The 23,495-nt window shown below is 47.5% G+C and carries 26 protein-coding genes; 10 read left to right on the forward strand and 16 right to left on the reverse strand.

Annotated features, from left to right (window positions below; genetic code table 11):
- Positions 1-30: 30 nt before the first annotated feature.
- The 3 genes from HRU69_02285 to HRU69_02295 are packed head-to-tail and all read right to left on the reverse strand — an operon-like array spanning position 31 to position 886.
- Positions 31-372, reverse strand: coding sequence for a TM2 domain-containing protein (locus HRU69_02285; GenBank protein ID QOI96377.1), 342 nt, complete (start codon positions 370-372; stop codon positions 31-33).
- Positions 356-694 carry a DUF2752 domain-containing protein gene (locus HRU69_02290; protein ID QOI96378.1) on the reverse strand — a complete coding sequence of 113 codons (339 nt, stop codon included), beginning with the start codon at positions 692-694 and terminating at the stop codon, positions 356-358. Before HRU69_02290 ends, HRU69_02285 begins: the two co-directional genes overlap by 17 nt.
- Positions 695-700: 6 nt before the next feature.
- Positions 701-886, reverse strand: a complete 186-nt coding sequence (locus HRU69_02295; protein ID QOI96379.1) for a hypothetical protein — start codon at positions 884-886, stop codon at positions 701-703.
- 131 nt (positions 887-1,017) lie between these two features.
- Here HRU69_02295 and HRU69_02300 point away from each other — a divergent pair, with 131 nt between their 5' ends.
- The 7 genes from HRU69_02300 to HRU69_02330 all read left to right on the forward strand — a co-directional run bounded on the left by HRU69_02300 (position 1,018) and on the right by HRU69_02330 (position 9,264).
- Positions 1,018-2,451, forward strand: a complete 1,434-nt coding sequence (locus HRU69_02300; protein ID QOI96380.1) for a BatD family protein — start codon at positions 1,018-1,020, stop codon at positions 2,449-2,451.
- 81 nt (positions 2,452-2,532) lie between these two features.
- Positions 2,533-3,603: a chorismate synthase gene (gene aroC / locus HRU69_02305; GenBank protein ID QOI96381.1), complete on the forward strand. Its 1,071-nt coding sequence runs from the start codon at positions 2,533-2,535 to the stop codon at positions 3,601-3,603.
- Positions 3,604-5,007: a TPM domain-containing protein gene (locus HRU69_02310; protein QOI96382.1), complete on the forward strand. Its 1,404-nt coding sequence runs from the start codon at positions 3,604-3,606 to the stop codon at positions 5,005-5,007.
- A gap of 55 nt (positions 5,008-5,062) precedes the next feature.
- Positions 5,063-6,343, forward strand: coding sequence for a dicarboxylate/amino acid:cation symporter (locus HRU69_02315; GenBank protein QOI96383.1), 1,281 nt, complete (start codon positions 5,063-5,065; stop codon positions 6,341-6,343).
- Positions 6,344-6,409: 66 nt separating this feature from the next.
- On the forward strand, positions 6,410-7,708 hold the full coding sequence (locus HRU69_02320) for a dicarboxylate/amino acid:cation symporter (GenBank protein ID QOI96384.1): 1,299 nt from the start codon (positions 6,410-6,412) through the stop codon (positions 7,706-7,708).
- Positions 7,709-7,745: 37 nt separating this feature from the next.
- A complete protein-coding gene (locus HRU69_02325; GenBank protein QOI96385.1) occupies positions 7,746-8,315 on the forward strand; it encodes a NifU family protein in 570 nt (189 codons plus the stop codon).
- A 58-nt stretch (positions 8,316-8,373) separates the two neighbouring features.
- Positions 8,374-9,264 carry an endonuclease/exonuclease/phosphatase family protein gene (locus tag HRU69_02330; GenBank protein QOI96386.1) on the forward strand — a complete coding sequence of 297 codons (891 nt, stop codon included), beginning with the start codon at positions 8,374-8,376 and terminating at the stop codon, positions 9,262-9,264.
- Between the two features lie 49 nt (positions 9,265-9,313).
- On the opposite strand, the gene HRU69_02335 is transcribed toward HRU69_02330, so the two are convergent.
- From HRU69_02335 to HRU69_02370, 8 genes are all read right to left on the reverse strand, one after another.
- Complete coding sequence (locus HRU69_02335; GenBank protein QOI96387.1) at positions 9,314-9,763, reverse strand: nuclear transport factor 2 family protein; 450 nt, start codon at positions 9,761-9,763, stop codon at positions 9,314-9,316.
- 389 nt (positions 9,764-10,152) lie between these two features.
- Positions 10,153-10,938 carry an amidohydrolase gene (locus tag HRU69_02340; protein QOI98803.1) on the reverse strand — a complete coding sequence of 262 codons (786 nt, stop codon included), beginning with the start codon at positions 10,936-10,938 and terminating at the stop codon, positions 10,153-10,155.
- 106 nt (positions 10,939-11,044) lie between these two features.
- A complete protein-coding gene (locus tag HRU69_02345; GenBank protein ID QOI96388.1) occupies positions 11,045-12,190 on the reverse strand; it encodes an aminotransferase class I/II-fold pyridoxal phosphate-dependent enzyme in 1,146 nt (381 codons plus the stop codon).
- A complete protein-coding gene (locus HRU69_02350; protein ID QOI96389.1) occupies positions 12,190-12,393 on the reverse strand; it encodes a type II toxin-antitoxin system HicA family toxin in 204 nt (67 codons plus the stop codon). Before HRU69_02350 ends, HRU69_02345 begins: the two co-directional genes overlap by 1 nt.
- Positions 12,390-12,626, reverse strand: a complete 237-nt coding sequence (locus HRU69_02355; GenBank protein QOI96390.1) for a type II toxin-antitoxin system HicB family antitoxin — start codon at positions 12,624-12,626, stop codon at positions 12,390-12,392. The genes HRU69_02350 and HRU69_02355 overlap by 4 nt, the downstream gene beginning before the upstream one ends.
- 25 nt (positions 12,627-12,651) lie before the next feature.
- A complete protein-coding gene (locus tag HRU69_02360) occupies positions 12,652-13,221 on the reverse strand; it encodes a peptide deformylase (protein ID QOI96391.1) in 570 nt (189 codons plus the stop codon).
- Between the two features lie 60 nt (positions 13,222-13,281).
- On the reverse strand, positions 13,282-13,695 hold the full coding sequence (gene ruvX, locus HRU69_02365) for a Holliday junction resolvase RuvX (protein QOI96392.1): 414 nt from the start codon (positions 13,693-13,695) through the stop codon (positions 13,282-13,284).
- Positions 13,695-14,450: a hemerythrin domain-containing protein gene (locus HRU69_02370; protein QOI96393.1), complete on the reverse strand. Its 756-nt coding sequence runs from the start codon at positions 14,448-14,450 to the stop codon at positions 13,695-13,697. The genes ruvX and HRU69_02370 overlap by 1 nt, the downstream gene beginning before the upstream one ends.
- 132 nt (positions 14,451-14,582) lie before the next feature.
- Here HRU69_02370 and HRU69_02375 point away from each other — a divergent pair, with 132 nt between their 5' ends.
- The 3 genes from HRU69_02375 to HRU69_02385 all read left to right on the forward strand — a co-directional run bounded on the left by HRU69_02375 (position 14,583) and on the right by HRU69_02385 (position 17,988).
- Entirely contained in the window at positions 14,583-16,211 is a 1,629-nt protein-coding gene (locus HRU69_02375; GenBank protein ID QOI96394.1) for a S41 family peptidase, read from the forward strand.
- Between the two features lie 70 nt (positions 16,212-16,281).
- Positions 16,282-17,481, forward strand: coding sequence for a homogentisate 1,2-dioxygenase (locus tag HRU69_02380; GenBank protein ID QOI96395.1), 1,200 nt, complete (start codon positions 16,282-16,284; stop codon positions 17,479-17,481).
- A gap of 48 nt (positions 17,482-17,529) precedes the next feature.
- The gene (locus tag HRU69_02385) at positions 17,530-17,988 is read left to right on the forward strand and encodes a hypothetical protein (GenBank protein ID QOI96396.1); all 459 of its coding nucleotides are present in this window, start codon (positions 17,530-17,532) and stop codon (positions 17,986-17,988) included.
- 2 nt (positions 17,989-17,990) lie between these two features.
- Here the strand turns inward: HRU69_02385 and rodA are convergent, their stop codons facing one another.
- From rodA to HRU69_02410, 5 genes are read right to left on the reverse strand one after another with little or no spacing between them, the layout of a single operon-like run.
- Positions 17,991-19,265 (reverse strand): rod shape-determining protein RodA, encoded by a 1,275-nt coding sequence (rodA, locus tag HRU69_02390; GenBank protein QOI96397.1) that lies wholly within the window; start codon positions 19,263-19,265, stop codon positions 17,991-17,993.
- Between the two features lies 1 nt (position 19,266).
- Complete coding sequence (mrdA, locus tag HRU69_02395; GenBank protein QOI96398.1) at positions 19,267-21,096, reverse strand: penicillin-binding protein 2; 1,830 nt, start codon at positions 21,094-21,096, stop codon at positions 19,267-19,269.
- Positions 21,093-21,605 (reverse strand): Rod shape-determining protein MreD, encoded by a 513-nt coding sequence (locus HRU69_02400; GenBank protein ID QOI96399.1) that lies wholly within the window; start codon positions 21,603-21,605, stop codon positions 21,093-21,095. Before HRU69_02400 ends, mrdA begins: the two co-directional genes overlap by 4 nt.
- A complete protein-coding gene (gene mreC, locus HRU69_02405) occupies positions 21,602-22,435 on the reverse strand; it encodes a rod shape-determining protein MreC (protein QOI96400.1) in 834 nt (277 codons plus the stop codon). The genes HRU69_02400 and mreC overlap by 4 nt, the downstream gene beginning before the upstream one ends.
- Before the next feature lie 4 nt (positions 22,436-22,439).
- Complete coding sequence (locus tag HRU69_02410) at positions 22,440-23,465, reverse strand: rod shape-determining protein (GenBank protein ID QOI96401.1); 1,026 nt, start codon at positions 23,463-23,465, stop codon at positions 22,440-22,442.
- Between the last annotated feature and the right edge of the window lie 30 nt (positions 23,466-23,495).

Below are 23,495 nucleotides of genomic sequence, written 5' to 3' on the forward strand. Positions count from 1 at the left end.
TTTACTGACCCCTGACTTTAAAGATAGCTTCTAAATAATTGCAGCTACTTCGTTAGCCTTTTTCTGATTGTATTCAAAAGCCAGCTTCTGATAGTTTACCAAATCGATGATGGTTCCGATGAAACACAGACCTGCCGTAAAAAAATACAGAAGCCCCATCCCTATCTGATCGGTAATAAAACGCTGAACACCGGCTACACCCAAAAACCCGATGATTGTAAGAATCAGAATCATTTGCGGGTCGCGCCTGCGGGTGCGGTACACATTGGCAAAGTTGCGGGCTTTATCGTCCGTCCAGTCTTTCATCAGATTCTGAACGTATACCATTTCTTCACCGGCTAATTCAGGTAATACATCAGTTACTTTTGCCATAGGGTTTAAGGGCGTTTAAGAAAAGTGAAACAATCCGATAAGATAAGACAATTACCGCAAAAATTCCCAACGGATGTATGTTCCAGGATGCTGCAAAATCACCATGAAACAATAATGTTATTGAACGACCCAGCCCGCAACCCGGACAAAACGTAGCACCTGCCTGGGCCAACGGGCAAAGTGTGAAATGCCCCGCGACACATGGATCGGTCAAAGCCAAGACCAGTAATGCCACCAGCCAGAGTACAGCTTCACGGGGTATTTGTTTCACCGGATATAAAAATAAAAGGTCCCGCTCTTTAGCGGGACCCGGGTTAAACATTCTGTTTTACGCTACCACGAAGCACCGGTTAAGGATGGCTTCGTGTTGATTCCCAAACCGGGCATAACACCACTGTTTGAGTTCCTGCACTTCTTCGCGGATTAAAACTTTCAGGGCCTTGCGCAACTCTTTCTCAAAGAGCCGGGCATCAAAACTCACCTTGGTGAGGATGGACTTGAAGTAATTCAGCATGTCAGCAGTTTTTAACAGGTTGGTTATTTTAAAAAATTGCTGCGTTCTTGAAACAGTTAAATTTAACACCCTACTAATTGAACTGAAAGAACATTTTTAGTTTTGTAACGACAAATCTGGTACAGAGATTGATGTTTAGGCGATTTTTTTTAACAGGCGTGGTTCTACTTACCATGCCGGCCCTGACTGGCCGGGCACAGAACATCCAGATTGTGCTGGGACCTGACGAAATTGGCGAAAATCAAACCTGGACCATCACGGTTACCGTACAAAACGACCGATTGAAGAATTTTGATAACTTCCCTGAAATTGCCGGCTTTCGCAAGCGCGGGCAGTCCACCTCCTCACAAACCAACATTGTAAACGGTCAGGTTTCCTCATCGCAAAGCGTTATCATGACCTACGCCCCGCTGAAACAGGGTGTGGTGGTTGTTCCGCCTTTTAAGATGACCGTAAACGACCAGGTACTATCTTCACCGGGCAAGCGGGTAAAAGTAGGACCCCCGGTACAGCAGCAACGCGATCCGTTCAGAAGTTTTTTTGAACGTGACGATTTTATGGGCAATCCGCCCACCGAATTCATTGACATAAAAGAAGACGCCTTTTTTGCACTCACTACCAACAAAGATGAGGTGTACGTGGGCGAAGGTTTTAATACCACACTCGCTTTTTATGTTGCTGAATCGAACCAGGCGCCCTTGTACTGGTACCAAATCAGCAAGCAGGTTTCTGAAATTGTTAAAAAGATAAAACCACAAAACTGCTGGGAAGAAAATTTCTCCATCGAAAACATTGAAGGCACCCGGGTTGAACTGAACGGCAAAGGCTATACACAATATAAAATTTACCAGGCTACGTATTTTCCATTAAACACCGAGCCTTTTCACTTCCCGAGTGTACCGCTTGAAATGATTAAATACAAAGTAGCCAAGAACCCTTCCTTTTTTGGCCAAAACCGGCAGGAAGATTTTAAAACCTTTTACAGCAAACCCAAAACTGTTACCGTAATAGAACTGCCCCCACACCCGTTGCGCGACCGCGTTGCGGTGGGCGATTACCATCTTGACGAAAAGATAAGCAACACAAGTCCACAAACCGGTAAAAGCATTTCATACGAATTTAACATATATGGCGAGGGCAACATTTCGGGGATTAATAAGCCGGATGCCGAATCAAACAGTTACTTCGATTTTTATGAACCCAATGTACGGCAAAGCATCAGCCGCAACGGCAACCGCGTAACCGGATCCAAGTCGTTTACGTATTTTATTATCCCAAAAGAACCGGGCCACTATAACCTGGGTGATTATTTCCGGTGGGTATTCTTTAACCCTGCTAAAAAATCATACGACACCCTTATTGCTGAAACAACCGTGCACGTTGAAGGTGAGAGCCTTAAAAATGAAGCCATTGAGTCGGTAGATGACGGATCTTTCTATGATAAAATAAACACGGCCGATAATGCACTGAAAAACGCTGCGGAGCCCGATGGGATGAAATGGGTAATTAATGCCTTTATTTTGGTAATCATGTCCGGTTCGGCTTATCTTGTCTTCCGGAAGTAATTTCAGGTTCAAGGTTCAGGGTTCAATATTGAATTTTGAATCGCTAACTTAAAACCTTGAACCTCCAACCTTGAACTTCAGATGAATTCTTTCGGTACGCTCTTCCGCATCACCACGTTTGGCGAATCGCACGGCCCCGCCATTGGTGTGGTAATTGACGGCTGCCCGGCCGGATTGGGGATTGATGAGGATTTCATTCAATCCGAACTTAACCGGAGAAAGCCGGGGCAATCAAAAATCACAACACAACGAAAGGAGGACGATTCATTTCAAATCCTATCAGGAGTATTTGAAGGAAAATCAACAGGTGCACCGATCACCCTGCTAATCGAAAATACCGATCAGCGCAGCAAAGACTACAGCCACCTGGAAAAAACTTTTCGCCCCTCGCATGCCGACTACACCTACCAAACCAAATACGGCCTGCGCGATTACCGGGGCGGTGGACGCAGCTCGGCCCGCGAAACAGCAGCACGGGTTGCTGCCGGGGCCATCGCTAAACTGTTGCTCAACAAAGCCGGCATCGAAATACAGGCTTATGTTTCGCAGGTTGGCGAAATAAAAGCGCCCCCTTACACCCAACTTGATTTATCGGATACCGAAAGCAATATTGTGCGCTGTCCCGATCCGGCTACAGCCGAAAACATGATTGCCCTCATTGACCGGGTGCGGCTTGACCGTGATACAATTGGTGGCATTGTTACCTGTGTAATTAAAAACACTCCGGTAGGATTGGGCGAACCGGTGTTCGATAAACTGCATGCGCAACTGGGCAAGGCTATGCTAAGCATTAATGCCGTGAAAGGTTTTGAATATGGCAGCGGATTTGACGGAGTAACCCTTCGCGGCTCACAGCACAACGATGAATTTGTGAATGACAAAGGAACCATCCGAACGAAAACCAACCACTCGGGCGGCATCCAGGGGGGCATCAGCAATGGCGAAGATATTTACTTTAACGTGGCGTTTAAACCGGTAGCCACCATCATGCAGGATCAGCAATCCGTAGATTCGGAAGGAAATGAGGTTACAGTTTCCGGTAAAGGCCGGCACGATCCATGCGTAGTGCCCCGTGCCGTACCGATAGTTGAAGCCATGGCCGCGTTGGTACTGGCCGATTTCCTGCTCCTTTCAAAACTTTCAAAAATCTAAATGAAAAAAATAGTTACGCTTTGCGTTGTAGCCGCACTTGCCATTGCCGGTTATGCCCAAACCTATACTGTTGAAACCGTACCCAACACCAAACTGGTTAACAACAGCTACGTGAGCGATCCGGCTCGTATCCTCCATGACACCACGGTTGCACGCATTAACCAACTGCTTACCAACCTGGAAAAAAGTGCAACCGCCCAGGTAGCCGTAGTCATGCTTCCTTCCATTGGCAGTGACGAGCATGTTGATTTTGCCCAGCGGTTATTTCGGCATTGGGGCATCGGGCAGGCCAGCAACGACAACGGGTTATTGATTCTCTTCATCCTCGACCAGCGCACCATCCGCTTTCATACCGGCTATGGTGTTGAGGGCATTTTAACCGATGCCACCTGCAAGCGCATTCAGCAACGACACATGGTGCCCCACTTTAAAAATGGCGATTACAACACGGGCATGCTGCGTGGTATTGAAGCTACTGTAACTATTTTGCAACAACCCGAAGCGATTGAAGAAATCACGGCACAAAATGATGCTGTTGCCGGAATTGGCGGCCTGTACTTTTTTCTGGGCGGAATTTATGGAATCATTTTAATTATCGTTGTAATCAGTAGGTTGATTAAAAGTTCATCACGGTCAACCGACCGGTTTAGGCTGTCGTGGAAGCGGTGGTTTTTGTATTACGCGTTGGTGCCCGGTTTATATGTTATCATCACCACCGTGCTTGAACCTCCGTTTTTTGTTTTCATTGCGGGGTTTTACATCCTGATGGTTACTCTTTTTATTGAGCGCTATTTCAGGGCCATGCGGGTTTCTGAATCTATATTGAAGGAACTGGGCCAACAGGATGCCTACAATTTTCTTAACCGGCAGAAATCGTATTGGATAAGCGCTTTGGTGGTGGCCTTTATCCCGATGATTTTTATTTACCTGAACTGGCGTAAGAAAAAAAATTATTACCGGAACCGTCCGCTGATCTGCAAAAAATGCCAGTCAACCATGCGGAAATTATCGGAGGCAGAAGAAGATGAATTTATGCACACGGGCCAGATTGCCGAAGAAAAAGCAGGCACGGTTGATCATGACGTATGGCAGTGCGCAGCCTGCGGCTCCACTGAGTCGCTGCGTTACCCAAACGCCACTACAAAGTTTACCCATTGCCCGAAGTGCAACTTTTTAACATATTACTTTGGTGCCAGGCGAACCATTCAAAGCGCCACCTACACCGCTGCCGGCTACGGTGAAGAGGAGCGCACGTGCCTGCACTGCGGCCATCACCACATCGATAAGTACATCATTCCCATGCTGGTTGCTTCCTCTTCCGGCAGCAGTTCATCCTCCAGCAGCAGTGGCGGAAGCTGGGGCGGAGGCAGCTCGGGTGGTGGCGGTGCCAGCAGCAGTTGGTAAGGTTTACATTTGATTGTGTGCCGCTTCTTTGACAAATACTCTTATTTTTAAGGGTATGAAGTTTCCGAAACTTCCCCTCTACGGAAAAATTCTTATCGGCATGGCACTGGGCATGATCTGGGGCCTGAGTGCCACGAGCCTGGGGCTTGCGGAATTTACAGCCTTATGGATAAAGCCATGGGGAACCATTTTTATCAACTGCCTCAAACTCATTGCCATCCCACTCATCATCTTCTCCCTCATTGACGGCATCTCCAACCTTTCGGATGTATCCAAACTATCGCGCATTGGCGGCCGAACCATAGGCCTTTACCTGGCTACAACCGTTCTCGCTGTAACCATCGGGCTGGTGTTGGTTAACATTATTCAACCGGGAAAATTTTTAACGCCAGAAAAACGAGAAGAACTCAGTAAAGCGTATGCCTCCGATATCGGTAACCGGATTTTCTCTGCGCATGATTTGAAAGAAGAAGGCCCGCTGCAGATACTTGTTGATATTGTGCCTGACAACATTTTTGGTGCGGTATCGAACAACACCAACATGCTGCAGGTTATCTTCTTCGCTATCCTGTTTGGTATCGCCATGATTCTGGCCAAGCCCGATAAGATCAAACCGGTAAAGTCCTTTTTTGAGGGCAGCAATGAAGTGATCCTGAAAATTGTGGATCTGATTATGCGTTTCGCACCGGTTGGTGTATTTGCCTTGCTCGCCAGTCTGAATATTGATTTACAACTCATAAAGGCGCTGGGGGTGTATAGCCTGAATGTAATACTGGGCCTGGCAGTGATGGTTTTCATTACCTATCCGCTCATCCTGAAAATTTTTACCAACATGCCGTACCTGCGGTTTATCAGGGGTATTTTTCCCGCCCAGGTTCTTGCATTCTCCACCAGTTCGAGTGCAGCCACTTTGCCGGTAACCATCGATTGTGCCGAAAAGCGGCTTGGCATCTCCGATGAAGTTTCCAGTTTTGTTTTGCCGCTCGGTGCCACCATTAACATGGATGGTACCAGTATTCACCAGGGCGTGTCGGCTGTATTTATTGCGCAGGCCTTTGGGCTTGATTTAACCCTGGGCCAGCAGTTAACCATCCTGATGACGGCTGTACTCTCTTCCATTGGTGCCGCGGCCGTGCCTGGCGCTGGCATTATTATGCTGATTATTGTATTGGAAGCCGTAGGCCTTGACCCCACCGGCCTGGCCCTCATCCTGGCTGTTGACAGACCCCTGGATATGTTGCGCACCGTAGTTAACATCACCGGAGACTCCACGGTGGCCACCGTTATTGCCGGGGCTGAAGGCGAATTGAAACCGGATATTTCAGGTACTAAATAAATCTGTTGACCGGTAGCTTGTTTGGCCAATCAAACCCATAAATTGCGGGGATAGGGTTTTTGCTTTATGAAAAAATTTCCGCTGCACATCCGCATTTTTATCGGCATGTTTCTGGGTATTGTGCTGGGCACCATCGCCATCTTCTTTAACCTGGGCCCGTTTATCACCGACTGGGTAAAGCCGTTCGGAACCATCTTCATCAACCTGCTCAAGCTTATTGCTATCCCGCTTATCCTGGTTTCGCTGATCAGCGGCATATCAAACCTGAAAGATATTTCTAAACTCTCCCGCATCGGTGGCAAAACCATGGGCCTGTATCTCATTACCACTGTTCTTGCCATCACAATTGGTTTACTTACAGTGAACACCATCAAGCCTGGCAACTTTCTGTCGAAGGAAAAACAGGTTGAACTTTCAGGCGAATATGCGCAGGATGCTAACCTGAAAGTTTCTGATGCGCAGAAACTGAAAGAGTCGGGGCCCCTGCAGGTGATTGTTGATATTGTACCCGATAACATTTTCGGTGCGGCCGCTTCAAACCGCAACATGCTTCAGGTTATCTTCTTTGCCATCCTGTTCGGCATTGCGCTGATTATGGCACCCGAACAAAAAGGTTTACCCGTAAAAGGTTTTTTTGACGGCACCAATGAAGTAATATTAAAAATTGTAGACATGGTAATGCAATACGCACCTATTGGCGTATTGGCCTTGCTGGCTTCATTAATGGTGGATGTTGCCGGTAACAATCCGAAACAAGCCCTTGAATTGTTTAGCGCACTGGGCGTTTACGCTTTTACCGTGCTGCTCAGTTTAGCTCTGATGGTGGCAGTTGTTTATCCGTTGTTTATGCGGCTTTTTACACACATTAAATACAAAACTTTTCAGAAAGGAATTTTGCCGGCCCAGATTATGGCCTTCTCCACCAGCTCAAGTGCAGCTACACTGCCGGTAACCATGGAGTGTGCCGAAAAGAACCTCGGCATCAAAGATGAAATAACCAGCTTTGTGCTTCCGCTTGGTGCTACCATTAACATGGACGGCACCAGCATTCACCAGGCCGTATCGGCTGTGTTTATTGCCCAGGCGTTCGGACATGATTTAACCATGGTTGACCAGTTAATTATTGTGCTTACTGCAACGTTGTCCTCTATCGGGGCAGCGGCCGTACCCAGTGCCGGGCTGATTACCCTGGTTATCGTACTGGGAGCAATTGGCGTATCCCCCGAAGGACTTGCGCTGATAATTGCTATTGACCGTCCTTTGGACATGTGCCGCACCATTGTAAACATCACAGGCGATGCGGTTGTGGCGAGCATTGTGGCAACTACAGAAGATGGCTTTCGAAAAGAGGCTGCGGTGAACTAAATTTGCCCGTAACTGTTTAACCTGCTAAATACCAGCCATGACCGCCCAAAAGCATATTCACATTTACCTCGAATCGAACCCTAACCCCAATTCACTAAAATTTGTGGTGAACGAAATGCTGGTGCCTGATGGTATGAGTTTCGATTTCCCCAATCGCGAAAGCGCTGCCAATGCGCCCCTGGCCCAGGAACTTTTTGATTATGCATTTGTTGACCGGGTGTTTTACATGAGCAACTTCGTTACGGTTACAAAAAAAGAGGGCATTGAGTGGATAGAAATTCAGGATAAGATCAAAAATCACATCAAACATTTCCTGGAATCCGGCCGGTTTATCATTGAGGTAAATCAGGAAGAGCCAACTTCGTCCGAAGAAGAAACCGAAACGGTAAAGAAAATCAAGACGATTCTGGAAGAATACATCCGCCCGGCTGTTGAACAGGACGGAGGCGCTATTACCTATCATTCGTTTACTGATGGCGTAGTGAAAGTAAAATTGCAGGGCTCCTGCAGCGGTTGTCCTTCATCCATGATTACGCTTAAATCCGGCATAGAAAACCTCTTCACCCGCATGATGCCCGGTGAAGTAAAAGCAGTTGAGGCCTTTTGAACAGCGTAATACCCGAACAAAACTTTACAATGGCCCAAAGGAATTCCTAACTTTAGGGATGCTGCGAATATTGGTGTTGAGTTTAGTGGCCATTCAGGCAATTTTTGCATTAACACCCCCCTCAATCCCCCCTCGAGGGGGGAAGAAAGATGGGAGTTTTTTCTCCACGAGTGTTACCATCATGTCGTGGAATATCCGGTATGACAACCCCAACGATGGCGTAAATGCGTGGCCGAACCGCATACAGAAAGTGGCCGGAGTTATCCAGAAATATAATCCAGATATTATTGGCGTGCAGGAAGCATTGCACCATCAAATTCAGGATTTACTGAAAGTGTTGCCTGAGTACTCGTATGTGGGTGTGGGGCGCGATGATGGAAAAGAAAAGGGCGAATACAGTGCCATTCTTTACCGCAACAGCCGGTTTGGGGTGGTGCGTTCAAAAACCATCTGGCTTTCTCTATCGGGCGAGCCAGGCTCCATTGGGTGGGATGCGGCCATTACCCGTATTGCTACCTGGGCCTGGTTGTACGACAAAGAACTGAAACAGGAATTTGTGGTTGCCAACACCCACTTTGATCACATTGGCAAACAGGCACGCATAGGAAGTGCCCATTACCTTTCTGGATATTTTTCTGGGATGATGTTCAAAGAAAGCCGGCCTTTATTGCTTACGGGTGATTTTAACTGTGAACGCTCGGAAGAAACCTACACCCACCTGTTGAAAATTGCCAATGGTTTAACCGATACCAAACCCGCCAACGATGCCACCGGCACCTACTGTGGTTTTGAAGTAGGCGCTATGGAATGCAAAGCCATTGATTATATTTTTTATTCGGCTGAATGGATACTGCGCAACTACAGGGTAATTCAAGATAATGATGGTAAATACTACCCTTCTGACCACTTGCCGGTATTGGCGGAGTTTGAGCTGAGCAGCGCTAAGTAATTCTTTTTTGAATGAACCAGCAATGGATGATTAAAAAAGTGGCATGACCTTAATGATCATAACTGATTACCCTTGAAATCTTCCAGGTGCCCTTGTCTTTCTTCCACACGTGGACAAACTTAAATGTTCCGCAATCTTCCCTGCCCTTCTCAACATGGCAAAACCGGTGTGATGCAATCTGCACGGCTCCGAAATCGCCAATCGGATAAACTTCCATACTGCCGGATACAAGGGTACGCGTAAGCCCGAGTTTGCGTTCGCAATTTTCTTTTATGGCATTAATTGTATGTAAGTAATCTGTTAACCCACCTTTATCATGGTAAAACTCCAGATCCTCCGTGAACATGGAACCAAATGTCTTAATATCGCACCTGTTAAAGGCGGTAAAAACAATGCTGTCAAGAACACTAATTTCTTTATAAAGTTCATCGGGTTGCTGTGCAGATGCCGTTACAGAAATTACTAAACCAACCAGCGCAACGTAACATAAACCTTTCATAAGCAGTGTTAATTATTTCTGCATGCTAATCGTTAAAAATTGTGCCACACACTAAACATCCTCTTAATTAGTCCCTTTCACAATTGACAAATCTTGTTTTGTACAAAAGCGAACAGTGCTGTTCAAAAATCCGTCATCCCAATCAATTGGGAAAAACAACTGGCCCCTCATTCCCCTCCCTGGGGGCAAAGGAGATGTCAGCTGTAGATGACGGGGGCGAATCACTATTAACTACTTAACCCCAAACGCGTCTGCATCGCGCAAGGATGGCATGGGTAAATAAAATTCAAAATTCAGGTAAGCGGCTCTCCCCCCTCATTCCCCATCTCTATTCATAGAGAGGGGGGATGTCGGCCGAAGGACGACTGGGGGTGAGTCCACCCTATTAACTACTTGACCTCAAACGCGTCTGCATCGCGCCAGGCAGGGAATTTTTCGCGGTAGGCTGTTAGTGTTTCGGCATCGAGTTCAATGGTTATAACCCTTTCGTTATCCGCTTCAAAAAACAGTGTCTCCCCTTTCGGGGAATACACAGCTGAGTGCCCGTTGTAGGGTATGCCGTTGCCGTCATTGCCTGTGCGGTTTACGCCCACCGTGTAACAGAGGTTTTCAATAGCGCGGGCTTTGAGCAGTGTATCCCATGCCTCTATTCTTGCTGATGGCCAATTGGCTACATAAACAAGCGCGTCATAGTCCATGCGGCCTGTTGCTTTATTATAGCCGTTGCGGCTCCACACCGGAAAGCGCAAATCATAGCATACCAGCGGGCAAATGCGCCAGCCTTTCCACTCGCCTGTTAATCGGGTTTCGCCCGAAGCATAGGTTGCATGCTCTTCGGCCATCCGAAAGAGATGGCGCTTGTCGTATGTTTTAAAATTTCCGCTGGGCTCCATCCACAGCAGGCGATTATAGTACCGGTTGTTTTCCTTAACAATAAAACTACCCAGCATCAACGCCTGCGTTTGCGCGGCCATCTGTTTCATCCACTTAAATGTGGTCATGTTCATGGGCTCAGCCAGCCTTGCTGCATTCATGGTAAACCCGGTGGAAAACATTTCGGGCAGCACAATCACATCGGTGTTCTGCCCGATAGTCCAGATCTTTTCCTCAAACATGGAGAGGTTGGAGGCAATTTCTTCCCAATAGAGATTCGACTGGATTAGGGTAATTTTCAGCTTGTGGTTCAATGTGAAGAATTTAACACTTGTTGCTGTTAGATTTACGATTGTAGCATTACCGCTATAGCAATCAAAAATCGTCAATCATCAATCATCAATCAACTTAAAGCCTTCTTAAAATTTCCATTGCTTTATCCAGCGTTTGCTCATTTTTAGCAAAGCAAAAGCGTAACAGGTGGTTATCGGTTTTGTCGTTATAAAAAACAGAAACCGGAATAGAGGCAACCTTATGCTTAACTGTTAGTTCTTCGGACATCTGGCGATCGGGCAATGATGAAATTGCCCGGTATGACAACGTTTGAAAATACGATCCATGGCAGGCGATGGGCTCAAAAGAAGATCCTTTTATTCCCTCAAGAAAGTAATCGCGTTTGGTTTGGTAAAATTTTCCCAGGTTCAGGTAATGCTGTGGCTCTTTCATGTACTCGGCCAGGGCCAGTTGCACAGGTGTGTTTACCGAAAAGGTAATGAACTGGTGGGCCTTACGGATTTCGCGGGTGAGTTCTTCAGGAGCAACGGTATAGCCCACCTTCCAGCCGGTAGCGTGAAAGGTTTTACCAAACGAGAACACAGCCACACTGCGTGCCGCCAGTTTCGGATAATGGAGCACGCTTTCATGCCTTATGCCATCGAAAATAATACGCTCATACACCTCATCGCTCAGCACAATCAGATCGTTTTCGTCTGCAACCTTTTCAAGATGCTTCAAATCTGCAACGGTCAATACCGCACCGCTTGGATTGTGCGGGGTGTTGATCATAATCAGTCGTGTACGCGGGGTAATTTTTGATTTTACAAGATTCCAGTCAATCGAAAAATCCGGATAGGTAAGGTTGATGTGCACGGGCACTCCGCCATTGAGGCGTATAGCCGGGTTGTACGAGTCATAGGCCGGGTCAAACACAAGTACTTCATCGCCCGGGTGGATGAATGCGGCAATGGAAGCAAACAGGGCCTGGGTTCCGCCAGCGGTAACGGTAATTTCCGTTTCAGCGTTTATCGTTCGGTTGTAAGTTTTTGAAACTACATCAGCCACTATGGTGCGCAAAGCGGGTGTGCCCGGCATGGGTGCATACTGATTGTGGCCCTCCTTCATAAACCGGTGAATCAGGTCAATCAGTACCGAATCAACCTGAAAATCAGGGAAGCCCTGTGACAGATTAATGGCACCCTGCTCAGCCGCCATCTTCGACATGATGGCGAAGATGGAGGTTCCTGTATCGGGAAGGCGTGAAAGAATCGGTCTCATTACAGCGCGTTCTTGTCGATACCTGCCTGCTTCAGAATTCCAAAGAAAGTACCCTTTGGCATGTCTTTATTTCCATGAACAAGCACAACTGCAATCTTTCGGGTGGTTGAATTTTCGTAGATGTGATGACTGCCCTTTGACCGTTTGAATTCGAACCCATTCCTTTCCAAAATAGCTATTATATCTTTGGCCGTATAGCTCAAGCCGTTTTGAGGTTCAGATTGATGGAGTACTCCAGCGTTTGACTGTCATCTGGAATGGATTCGCCCCTCGCCTTCAGGTGTTCTATATACAATTCAATAGCTTCTTTGGCCATAGCAATAGCGTGGTCAACATCATTTCCATAGGTAATACAACCCGGTAAAGCCGGAACGGTTGCCGTATACGCACCTTCAGGTTCTTTTGTAAGCAACACCTTGTAGGTCAGGTTTCTCATATTGTTCAAAGTTACAAAAACGTATTTACTTCCTTAGTGGTGCCAGAATGCGGTACTCGGTATCCACCTCACCCCGGCTGATGTCATTTAGCTTCCCTTTAAGCAGCCGTTTCTTCAATGGCGACAGGTAGTCGATGAATAATTTTCCTTCGATATGATCATACTCGTGCTGGATGATACGGGCTTTCATCCCATCAAAGGTTTCTTCTTTTAAATTCCAGTTCTCATCATAATACCGAATGCGCAGGGTATCTTTGCGCGAAACCTTTTCACGGATGTTTGGAATACTCAGGCAGCCTTCTTCAAATTCCCAGGGCTTACCCAGTTCTTCGATCATCACCGGGTTTACAAATGCTTTCTTAAAGTCTTCCATACCGGGTTCGGCTTCCTCGGCATCCTTGCTGAGCGTGGTACCGTCAACTACAAACAGGCGCACACTTTTTCCTATCTGAGGGGCAGCCAGGCCAATGCCATTAGCCGCGTGCATGGTCTCGAACATGTCGTTAACCAGTTCGGTAATGTCGGCCCCTTGTTCAATTTCCCGCGCCCGTTGCCGCAGTACAGGGTCGCCATAGACTACAATGGGATGGATCATTAAATGGTGTTAAACTGACTGCAAAGGTATAAAATATTGAAACGGCATACCTTCCGCGAATTACCGGGTTGAATCCATAAACGCCTGCAAGATCAGCACCGCACTTATCTTATCCACGTTTCCTTTCACCTGTCTGTCTTTCTTTTTCATCCCACCCTCAATCATTGCTCGCTGAGCCAGGGTACTGGTAAAGCGTTCATCCGCTTCATGAATTGGGATACCGGGAAACTCCGTGCGGAGTGTTTGAATAAACCTCCTGACCTCAGGCGCTGTAGCCGAATCCTGGTTGCTGAGTGTTTTGGGCATCCCAATCACAAAAGCATCTACCGATTCATTCTGACAATAGACTTTCAGATATTTTAGTAAACCGGATGTAGGTACCGTCTCCAGTGCTGTTGCAATTATCTTCAACGGATCAGTAACAGCCAGGCCGGTTCGTTTCACTCCGTAATCAATGGCCAGTATTCTGCCCATCAATTCAGGCGGATGCGTTCAAAAAACTGTTGTTTCACTTTAGTTTCCAGCACCATCGCTTTGGGGAAGAGAATGTCATTCTCAATGCGCGCATGGGTAACGAGGCTCTTTTCAAATTCCTTCAACTCGTTGTAAATAACCTTTACGTGCAGGGGAGCCTGGGCAGGCAACGTGTAATTGTTGGTTATCCTGCGGATGCCTTCCATCTCATCATCATGTACCTCGTGCTCAATGGCAAACTTCTGTACGGAATGTTTTTCAATAAGGTAGTACAGGCGGGTGGGGATGTACTTTCCTTTTGCAGCACGATCCAAGGCAAGAATATACCGAAAGAGGGTATCCTCTTCTTCGTAGATGTGATGAATAAAATCTTCAACAAAAAGCGGGAACACCACTTTTAAGTCGCGTTCCACCAGGCGGTAGTCATCATGCGAGGCCTTAAAATCGTTTACCAGCCTGGCAATGTAGGGCAGTTTATGTTTAATGAACATAAAATGCGCGTGCTTCAGATATTCGATAATCAAATCGACCGGGTAAGTACCCAGGGGCACATGCTCTTCGCGAAGTAACCCGGGGTTTTCCAACTCTTTTACCACCTGGTGCAGGTTCAGGCCTTTATCAGCACATACTTTTTCAAGGGTTTGCTCAGGGTAGTCATCGAACCGGATGCCGAAATAGTACAGCACATACGCATGCACATAATTCTCCTCCACCAATTGGGTAATGCGTTTTGACGGTAATGCCGATGTACTCATGCTCCGTCAAATATAGATATTCAAACTGTAAAAAAGGCACATACCATACCGTTCAATTGATTTTTACCATTTTTGCGCACATGCGAACTATTTAACCTGTAAGCCGTTAACCGATAAGATCGTAAAACTTCTATGAGCGAAAACATTCACAACTCCCCCAATCAAATCCGATTACCATTTGTGTTATTCTTTGGCCTGGCGGCCGGCATTTTTCTGGGTGCCAGTTTTGGCTACCGTAAGCCTTCGGGCGATGTGGGCAAAGACGTGCAGAAACTCCGCGAGGTGCTTACCTACATCCAGGATAAATATGTGGATGACATAAAAACCGACAAGCTGGTGGATGAGTCCATCAAGCACCTGCTTACCAAACTCGACCCGCATTCGGCCTTTATTCCGGCTTCCGACCGGATAGCTGCCAACGAGGATTTGAGAGGAAACTTTGACGGCATCGGCATTGAGTTTAATGTTTTTCAGGATACCATTGTGGTGGTGGCTCCGCTGAGCGGGGGCCCTTCCGAAGCGCTGGGTATCCGCTCGGGCGATAAGATTATTGAAGTGGATAATAAAAATGTAGCCGGCATCGGCATTACCAATGCCGATGTAATGAAACTGCTTAAAGGCCCGCGGGGCACCGAAGTTAAAGTAACCATTAAACGCAGTGGCGTCAACGAACCACTTACGTTTACCATCATCCGCGATAAAATTCCACAATATTCGGTGGACGTGGCCTACATGGTTGACCCAGAAACCGGCTACATTAAAATAAGCCGCTTTGCCGCCACTACCTACGAGGAATTTGCTAAAGCCTTTAAGGAACTTCAGCAAGCCGGCATGAAGAAGCTGGTACTCGACCTGCAGGGTAACCCGGGTGGATACATGAATGTGGCCATTGAAATGGCTGATGATTTTCTGAAAGAAGGCAAAAAGATTGTTTATACCAGCGGCAAGGACAAGCGCCTTAACACCAATGCCACGTCAACCAGGCGGGGCATCTTCGAAGAAGGGGCGTTAATTATTCTGGTGAATGAAGGCAGCGCTTCGGCATCAGAAATTGTTGCCGGTGCCCTTCAGGATAATGACCGTGCACTGATTGTGGGGCGCAGAACCTTCGGCAAAGGGCTTGTGCAACATCCGTTTGACCTGAGCGATGGTTCTGAGCTGCGCCTGACAATTTCACGCTACTATACACCCAGCGGACGCAGCATTCAAAAGCCCTATACCGATGAAGATGAGTATGCCCTCGACATTATGGAACGATACAAAAAAGGCGAATTCTTCCATGCCGACAGCATCAAGTTCAACGATTCGCTGAAGTACACCACAGCCAACGGCCGTACCGTTTACGGTGGCGGAGGCATTATGCCCGATTACTTTGTACCACTGGATACCACCCTGAACAGCCACTATCTGAATGAATTGTACACCTCCACCTCGTTGCAGGAATATACGTTTACCTATGCCGAGAAAAACAAAGCTGAACTGGAGAAAAAGGGATTTGAATATTTCTTAACCAAATTTGTGGTAACCGACCAGATGCTGAACGACCTTGTAAAAGTAGGGCAGCGCAATAAAGTAAAGCCCGACCTGAAAGAACTGAACACCAAAAAGAAACTTTTTCAGATCCATGTAAAAGCCCAGATTGCCCGTAAAATCTGGAACAACAAAGGCCTATACCCCATTCTGAACGAGACCAACGAAATATTTTTGCAGGCATTAAAACTGTTCGACCGCATTCCTGAATTGGATCGGTCAGCAATGTAAGTACACCCGAACACAGGCGAAAGACGAGGTTAAATTTTTAGTAACTTGACCTCGCTAAAACTAAGTTGCTATGTATTACCACCGTCTTGGAAAAATCCCACCGAAGCGCCACACCCAATTTCGCCAGCCCGATGGCAGCCTGTACAAAGAAGAGTTGGTCAGTTCTGAGGGCTTCTCCGGCATTTACTCCAACCTGTACCACATCAACCCGCCCACCCGCATCAAGCAACTGAAAGACCCGGTAAAATACGGGCCGAAACTTGTTGACGATTACGGGCTTCGCCAAACCCACCTCAACACATCGAAAGTTGGCACCACCGGTGAAGATTACCTGGATGCACGCAAGGTGCTGCTTAAAAATACCGATTGTTCCATTGCCATCTGCTCGCCAAGAAAAAGGAAGATGGCCTATTTCTATAAAAATGCCGAAGGAGATGAAGTTCTGTTTATTCATGATGGCAAGGGTGTGCTCATTTCGCAATTCGGTAAACTCGAAATCCGGCAGGGCGACTATGTGGTTATTCCACGCACGGTAATTTATAAACTCGAGTTTGAAGAACAGGGCCCCCTGCGCCTGCTCATTGTAGAGGCGGCATCTCCGGTTGAAACTGTTAAGCGATACCGCAACGACCTGGGCCAGTTATTGGAACACTCGCCCTACTGCGAACGCGACATCCGGCCTCCGCATGAACTGATTACCGATACCAGCAAAGGCGAGTTTCTGATGAAAATAAAAAAACAGGGATACCTGCATCAGTACGTGTACGACTACAGTCCGCTGGATTTGGTGGGCTGGGACGGCTTCCTGTGGCCCTATGCCTTCTCCATTCACGACTTCGAACCGATAACCGGGCGCATCCACATGCCTCCGCCCATACACCAAACGTTTCAGGCGCACAATTTCGTTATCTGCTCATTCGTACCGCGGCTGTTCGATTACCACCCGCTGGCCATCCCTGCGCCCTACAACCACAGCAACATCGACAGCGATGAAGTGCTGTATTATGCCGAAGGAAACTTTATGAGCCGCAGGGGTATTGAGCGCGGATCGTTCACCCTGCACCCGGGCGGTTTGCCTCACGGCCCGCACCCCGGTACGGTAGAAAAAAGCATTGGCGCAAAAGAAACGCACGAACTGGCGGTGATGATTGATACCTTTAAACCGCTGTACCTCACCACCGATGCACTGGAGTTTCTGGACAAGAACTACCCGATGAGCTGGACGGATGTAAATCCGAATGACGGGTTTAATGAGGTGAATACGCCTTAAACAGTTTACCTGCTACTTGCCGGGCGGATGAAGTGTAAAGGCACTGTCATGACTTTTCGTACCATTTTATTTCTTGGCGTCTTCATCGCATTTCTTCTGGTGGCATATTTCAGCAGGATTACTTCTGTAACAATTTGCGGAAACAGGTTTAATGTGCCCGCTGATTGCTCGGCTCAATCGCCAACCTACCTGAAGTGTGAAAATTATGATTTGAGTTGGCTTCATGTTGATGACAACACACACGATTACATTGTGCAGGATCTTCTGCTTAAACGTGAAAAAGAGAAACGTTACAAAAAAACCGAAATCCGTTGTTTGCTCCTGAATACCGAATCAAAAGGGTTTAAGCTGACGGCCACAACATCTTTTGAAAAATCCTGTATACTTATTGTTCACGGCAAAGTGAATGACCAGTCCGTAATAGTTAATCTCTCAATGCCATACGAACCTAAAACAACAAAAGAACTTCCTAAACTGATCAGACAGATTATTCAGTTAAACGATTAACCTCACAGCCGTTGCAGCACCTGGCCTCGGTGTGCATCCAGCTTGAGCAGGATAAACAGCAAAATGGTAAAGCCCCAAAGTGCGGAGCCTCCGTAGCTGAAGAAGGGTAAGGGTATGCCAATAACCGGGAACAAGCCGATGGTCATACCGATGTTGATGGCGAAGTGAAAAAAGAAAATGCTGGCTACACTGTAGCCATATACACGGGAAAACCGGTTTTTCTGCCGCTCGGCCAGGTAAACAATCCGCAGCAGCAGCGTAACAAACAACCCTATTACCACCAGGCTGCCCAGCCAGCCGTGTTCTTCGCCAATGGTGCAGAAAATAAAGTCGGTGCTCTGTTCGGGCACAAAATCGAACTTGGTTTGTGTGCCCTCCAGAAAACCCTTTCCTGTAAACCCTCCGCTGCCGATGGCAATTTTTGATTGTGTTACATTCCAGCCGTAGCCCAATGGGTCGGCATCGGGATTAATTAGTGCGCGGATACGATTTTGCTGATGCGGTTTAAGCACATCAGTAATTACGTAATCCACACTTTGAATAACCCCTGCCACAGCCAGCGCACCCAGGGTAAGCAGGGCAATGCGTTTAAATTTTCTCTTTCCGGCCAGGATAGAAATAATCAGAATAACACCAATACCTGCGTATAAGTAAAGTTCATTTTCAACCAGTAGCGTGAGAATAAAAATAAATGCCGAGGCAATACCAACAATCATCAGGAAAGGCGACATGCCCTCGCGGAAGAAAACCAAAACAAAAGCGGTAAACACCAGCGCGGTGCCGGTATCTTTTTGGGCCAGAATGATCACCATCGGAATGCCGATCATAGCAAACAGGATAACCTGGTTACGCAGGTTATCCATACGAAACCCGATAGAGCCGATAAATTTTGCCACTACCAATGCGGTGGCGAACTTGGCGAACTCCGAAGGTTGGCCGCCAAATGAACCAAACCCCAGCCACGCTTTATTGCCGCCCACTTCTTTACCCACCACCAGCACCAGCACCATCAGAAAAAGAACCACACCGTAGATAAGGTAAGCAGCCGCTTCATAAAACCGCATGTCCACTACCAGGATGGCCAAAATGATGATGCCCGATACGGCAATAAAAATCAGTTGCCGGCCGCTGTTAAGCGATAAATCAAAAATGTTGGGATGTACGGTCTCATCATATACGGCAGCATAAATATTCAGCCAGCCCAGCAACACCATAACCAGGTAAATCAGCACGGTAAGCCAATCCATTTTGCCTGATATATCTTCCTGCCTGTGCATGTTACTCGGTTGAAGGTGTTTTTGTAACCTTATCCAGAAAGTCGCCCTTCAAAACATAATCCTGTAATGCCAGGCGTTTCACCTCACCGGTCAGGTAGCGTTCAATCATCAGGCTGGCAATGGAGGCTGCGGCCCGGCCGCCCCATCCGGCATTTTCTACATACACCGCAATGGCGATTTTCGGATTATCCTTCGGGGCAAACGCCATAAATACCGAGTGATCATACCCGTGCGGATTTTGGGCCGTGCCGGTTTTGCCGCATAATTCTATACCCGGAATTACCGCGCGCTGGGCTGTGCCGTAAATGGCATCGCTCATGGCATCCTGCACAAATGTGAAATACTCGGGCTTAATACCTGTTTCATGTTTGGTCACTGCCGGCTGCTGCTCACTGCCCCGGATTTCCTTTACCAGGTGCGGGGTAAAGTAGTATCCTTTGTTGGCCATAATGGCTGCCAGGTTAGCCATCTGCACAGGCGTTATCAGCATTTCGCCCTGGCCGATAGCCAGCGAGTAAATGGTTGAAAACTTCCAGCGACCCTCTCCATAAATACGGTTATACAAGGTACTGCTGGGCATCTGGCCGCTCTTTTCGCTGGGCAAGTCAACACCCAGTGGTTGCCCTAAACCGAAACGGGTAACATAGCGGTGCCAGTTTTCAAGCCCGATGCGCGAATCAATGAATGTATTTGGCGATTTATTCTGATTGATAATGCGCCTGAAGGCCTGGTGAAAATACGGGTTGCACGAATACTGTACGGCCATGTGCAGGTCGCACGGGTTGGGGTGGTCATGACAATTCACCACGGAGCGGTCGCACGGAAAACGGGTATCCGGGTGCAACACACCTTCCTGCAACCCGATTAATGTCTGCACAATTTTAAATATCGAACCGGGCGGATACATGGCCATCAGCGGCCGGGTAAACAATGGCTTGGTGGTGTCGCTGCTCACAAGCAAAAAATTAGAACTGAACTTCCGGCCCGTCAGCAAAGTCGGATCATACGAAGGACCTGAAATCATCGATAGTATTTCGCCCGTTGACGGCTCAATGGCTACGAGGCTACCCACCTTGCCTTTGAGCAGTTGTTCACCATATTCCTGCAGATCAAGGTCAATGGTGGTAACCAAATCGTTGCCGGGTACAGAAAGGGTATCGAATTCGCCATTTTTAAATGATCCCTTTTCAATGCCACTTACATTACGCAGTTTAAACCGAACACCCCGTTTGCCGCGCAGCACATGTTCATACTGTGCCTCAATTCCGCTTTGCCCGATGTAGTCGCCCTGGCGGTAAATTTTTGTTGAGTCGTTTTCCAGTTGTGTTTTGCTGATTTCGCTGACATAGCCCAGGGCATTAGCCAAGGAGCGGGTGGTGTATGCGCGCGTGGTACGGGGTTGGATGTAAAAGCCGGGGAACTCATCAATGTGTTCCTGAATTTTGGCAAAATCGTAATTCGATAACTGGCGGATAAACACAGTGGGTTTTACGGGTGAGTATTCTTTTCGGGCGCGCAGTTCTTTGAATTTTGCGCGCAATTCATCACGGGTCAAATCGAATACCTTACAAAAGGCAGCAGAATCAAAATTGCCAATCTCCTTTCTAACAATCAGCAGGTCATATTCCGGTGAGTTATATACCAATAACTTCCCGTTCCGATCGTAAATTAATCCGCGAAAAGGGTACTCCACCTCTTTTAAAATGGAATTGCTGTCGGCCAGTTGCGCATAACGGTCGTCAACTATCTGAATGAAGAATAACTTAACCAGGAATACCAGCCCGGTTAATACCACAAGGGCGCGGATAATTTCTTTTCTCCCTTCGTTCATCGTTTTCTTCCGGCAAAGAGCACTTCAACCATTACCAGCACAAGCAACGTATACAGAATACTAGCTGTGATTTTACCTGCCGTCAGCCAAAAATAATCAAACCCGCCTGCTTCGGTAAAGAACAATACGCTATGATGAAGTAAAGCAAGCGGTACTGCATAAACAAGGAACCACTGTACGCTGAACTGCGCAACGCCCGGCATGGCTCCTGAATCATAACCTCCCTGGGGTGTAAGAACCGAAAGCCAGTAGGGCCGAAGGTACATTATCAGTACACAGGTCAGGGTATGCAGGCCGAGGCTGTCGTAAAATAGGTCGACCAGAAAGCCCATGACGAAGCCCACGCCCATTAGCGCCATGTGGTTGGTTTCTACGGGTAACCGCAGCAGGTAGCCCAGGTAGAAAAAACAAAATGCAGTGTGAAAGAACACGGCATTTTTAAACAGCATGACCTGTACCAGCAGGTAAACGAAAAATAATACACCCTGAAATATGCCAAAGCGGTTCATTGAAAGTTGGGTACACGAAGTTCAAGCGAATCTAATTCAGGTAGCAACCGGTTGCGGATTACCGTAACCCACGCTAACCTGCGGAAGTCCTGCGCCAGTTTTACTGTTACCAGGTTAAAGGGTGCCTCTTTGCTTAATTGCACATCCGATACGGTGCCGATCAATATCCCCTCCGGAAAAACACCGCTGTATCCTGAGGTAAGTACGGTATCTCCTCGTACCGGCTTAACATGTCGCGGAATGTATTTCAGCAGAACAAAATCCGGGTTGGTTCCATCCCACTGTACGGTACCAAAATGGCCCGTGCGCTTTAGCACCCCCGACACCATCACATCGACATTGAGTAGCGATGTAACAACACTGTAATGCCGACTGGTTACTTTTATTTTACCCACTACACCGGCCTGGCTGATTACCGCCATACCCGGCTCCAGGCCATCATCACTTCCTTTATTTATTGTGAGGAAGTTGGTAAACCGGCTTACCGAGTTGTTTACCACTTTTGCACTCACAAAAGTATACTGGTTAATAACGGCCGAATCCGTAACAGCGGCATACTTGCTTTCGAGTTGCCGGTTTCGCTTTTCAAGCTCGTAACGCAGCATGGCATTTTCTTCCGCAAGCGCCTGGTTCGTCTGCCGAAGGCTGAAATAATCCGCCATGTTTTTCGAAAACCCGTTGATGGCGGCCACCACTCCGTTTGCCGAGTTAAAAAAACGAGCGCCCTGATACTGGTTGTTTTGAAGAAACAACCACACGGCTACCAGTTCCAGTACAAGAAAAGTAAAGAAGGCGCGGTATTGATAGATGAATAAAAATATCCGCTCCATGGAATCACGTCATGAGCACCGAACGATAGTGATGCAGATTTTTTAACGCAGCACCGGTGCCGCGAACAACGGCACGAAGCGGGTCATCAGCCACATGAATGGGTAGCTTGGTTTTCAGTGCCAGGCGTTTGTCCAGGCCGCGAAGCAAAGCACCGCCACCGGTTAAATAAATTCCCCGTTCGTAAATATCGGCCGATAATTCAGGGGGCGATGTTTCCAGGGCTTTTAATACCGCCTCTTCAAGTTTTGAAACAGACTTATCGAGTGCAAAGGCCACTTCGGAATACGATATGCGGATGGTTTTTGGTATGCCGGTCATCAAGTCGCGGCCGCGGATTTCGTAATCATCGGGCCCATCATCCAACTCAGTTAACGCAGAGCCCACTTCAATCTTGACTTTCTCGGCCGACCGTTCGCCAATCAGCAGGTTGTGCTGCCTGCGCATGTAATCCAGGATGTCGCGGTTAAACGTATCACCGGCAACACGGATGGACTGGTCGGACACAATACCCGACAGGGCGATAACGGCTACTTCGGTGGTTCCTCCGCCAATATCCACAATCATATTGCCAACAGGCTGCTCAATATCAATGCCGATACCGATAGCCGCTGCAATGGGTTCGTGTATCATATACACTTCTTTTGCACCGGCATGTTCGGCACTGTCGCGCACGGCCCGTTTCTCCACTTCGGTAATACCCGATGGAATACAGATGACCATACGGTACGATGGCGGAAAGAACCTGCGGCCGGTATCAATCATTTTAATGAGGCCGCGAATCATCATTTCGGCTGCCTGAAAGTCGGCAATTACGCCTTCTTTAAGCGGGCGGATGGTTTTAATATGCTCGTGGGTCTTTTCGTGCATTTGCATGGCCTCGCGCCCAATGGCCAACACCTTGTTGTGTTGTTTGTCAATAGCAATAATGGAGGGCTCATCCACCACTATTTTGTCTTTATATATAATAAGGGTGTTGGCCGTGCCCAGGTCTATAGCCACATCGGAAGTGAAGAAATCGAAAAGCGCCATCAGGTAATCTTAATAAATGAACTTTATTTC

The sequence above is a fragment of the Flammeovirgaceae bacterium genome (assembly GCA_015180985.1).
In the GTDB taxonomy this organism is placed as follows: Bacteria; Bacteroidota; Bacteroidia; order Cytophagales; family Cyclobacteriaceae; genus UBA2336.

Excerpts from the sequence above, each read along its gene's own strand:
- HRU69_02285 (QOI96377.1), bottom strand. The coding sequence starts at position 372 with ATGGCAAAAGTAACTGATGTATTACCTGAATTAGCCGGTGAAGAAATG.
- HRU69_02290 (QOI96378.1), bottom strand. The coding sequence starts at position 694 with ATGTTTAACCCGGGTCCCGCTAAAGAGCGGGACCTTTTATTTTTATAT.
- HRU69_02295 (QOI96379.1), bottom strand. The coding sequence starts at position 886 with ATGCTGAATTACTTCAAGTCCATCCTCACCAAGGTGAGTTTTGATGCC.
- HRU69_02300 (QOI96380.1), top strand. The coding sequence starts at position 1,018 with ATGTTTAGGCGATTTTTTTTAACAGGCGTGGTTCTACTTACCATGCCG.
- aroC (QOI96381.1), top strand. The coding sequence starts at position 2,533 with ATGAATTCTTTCGGTACGCTCTTCCGCATCACCACGTTTGGCGAATCG.
- HRU69_02310 (QOI96382.1), top strand. The coding sequence starts at position 3,604 with ATGAAAAAAATAGTTACGCTTTGCGTTGTAGCCGCACTTGCCATTGCC.
- HRU69_02315 (QOI96383.1), top strand. The coding sequence starts at position 5,063 with ATGAAGTTTCCGAAACTTCCCCTCTACGGAAAAATTCTTATCGGCATG.
- HRU69_02320 (QOI96384.1), top strand. The coding sequence starts at position 6,410 with ATGAAAAAATTTCCGCTGCACATCCGCATTTTTATCGGCATGTTTCTG.
- HRU69_02325 (QOI96385.1), top strand. The coding sequence starts at position 7,746 with ATGACCGCCCAAAAGCATATTCACATTTACCTCGAATCGAACCCTAAC.
- HRU69_02330 (QOI96386.1), top strand. The coding sequence starts at position 8,374 with ATGCTGCGAATATTGGTGTTGAGTTTAGTGGCCATTCAGGCAATTTTT.
- HRU69_02335 (QOI96387.1), bottom strand. The coding sequence starts at position 9,763 with ATGAAAGGTTTATGTTACGTTGCGCTGGTTGGTTTAGTAATTTCTGTA.
- HRU69_02345 (QOI96388.1), bottom strand. The coding sequence starts at position 12,190 with ATGAGACCGATTCTTTCACGCCTTCCCGATACAGGAACCTCCATCTTC.
- HRU69_02355 (QOI96390.1), bottom strand. The coding sequence starts at position 12,626 with ATGAGAAACCTGACCTACAAGGTGTTGCTTACAAAAGAACCTGAAGGT.
- HRU69_02360 (QOI96391.1), bottom strand. The coding sequence starts at position 13,221 with ATGATCCATCCCATTGTAGTCTATGGCGACCCTGTACTGCGGCAACGG.
- ruvX (QOI96392.1), bottom strand. The coding sequence starts at position 13,695 with ATGGGCAGAATACTGGCCATTGATTACGGAGTGAAACGAACCGGCCTG.
- HRU69_02370 (QOI96393.1), bottom strand. The coding sequence starts at position 14,450 with ATGAGTACATCGGCATTACCGTCAAAACGCATTACCCAATTGGTGGAG.
- HRU69_02375 (QOI96394.1), top strand. The coding sequence starts at position 14,583 with ATGAGCGAAAACATTCACAACTCCCCCAATCAAATCCGATTACCATTT.
- HRU69_02380 (QOI96395.1), top strand. The coding sequence starts at position 16,282 with ATGTATTACCACCGTCTTGGAAAAATCCCACCGAAGCGCCACACCCAA.
- HRU69_02385 (QOI96396.1), top strand. The coding sequence starts at position 17,530 with ATGACTTTTCGTACCATTTTATTTCTTGGCGTCTTCATCGCATTTCTT.
- rodA (QOI96397.1), bottom strand. The coding sequence starts at position 19,265 with ATGCACAGGCAGGAAGATATATCAGGCAAAATGGATTGGCTTACCGTG.
- mrdA (QOI96398.1), bottom strand. The coding sequence starts at position 21,096 with ATGAACGAAGGGAGAAAAGAAATTATCCGCGCCCTTGTGGTATTAACC.
- HRU69_02400 (QOI96399.1), bottom strand. The coding sequence starts at position 21,605 with ATGAACCGCTTTGGCATATTTCAGGGTGTATTATTTTTCGTTTACCTG.
- mreC (QOI96400.1), bottom strand. The coding sequence starts at position 22,435 with ATGGAGCGGATATTTTTATTCATCTATCAATACCGCGCCTTCTTTACT.
- HRU69_02410 (QOI96401.1), bottom strand. The coding sequence starts at position 23,465 with ATGGCGCTTTTCGATTTCTTCACTTCCGATGTGGCTATAGACCTGGGC.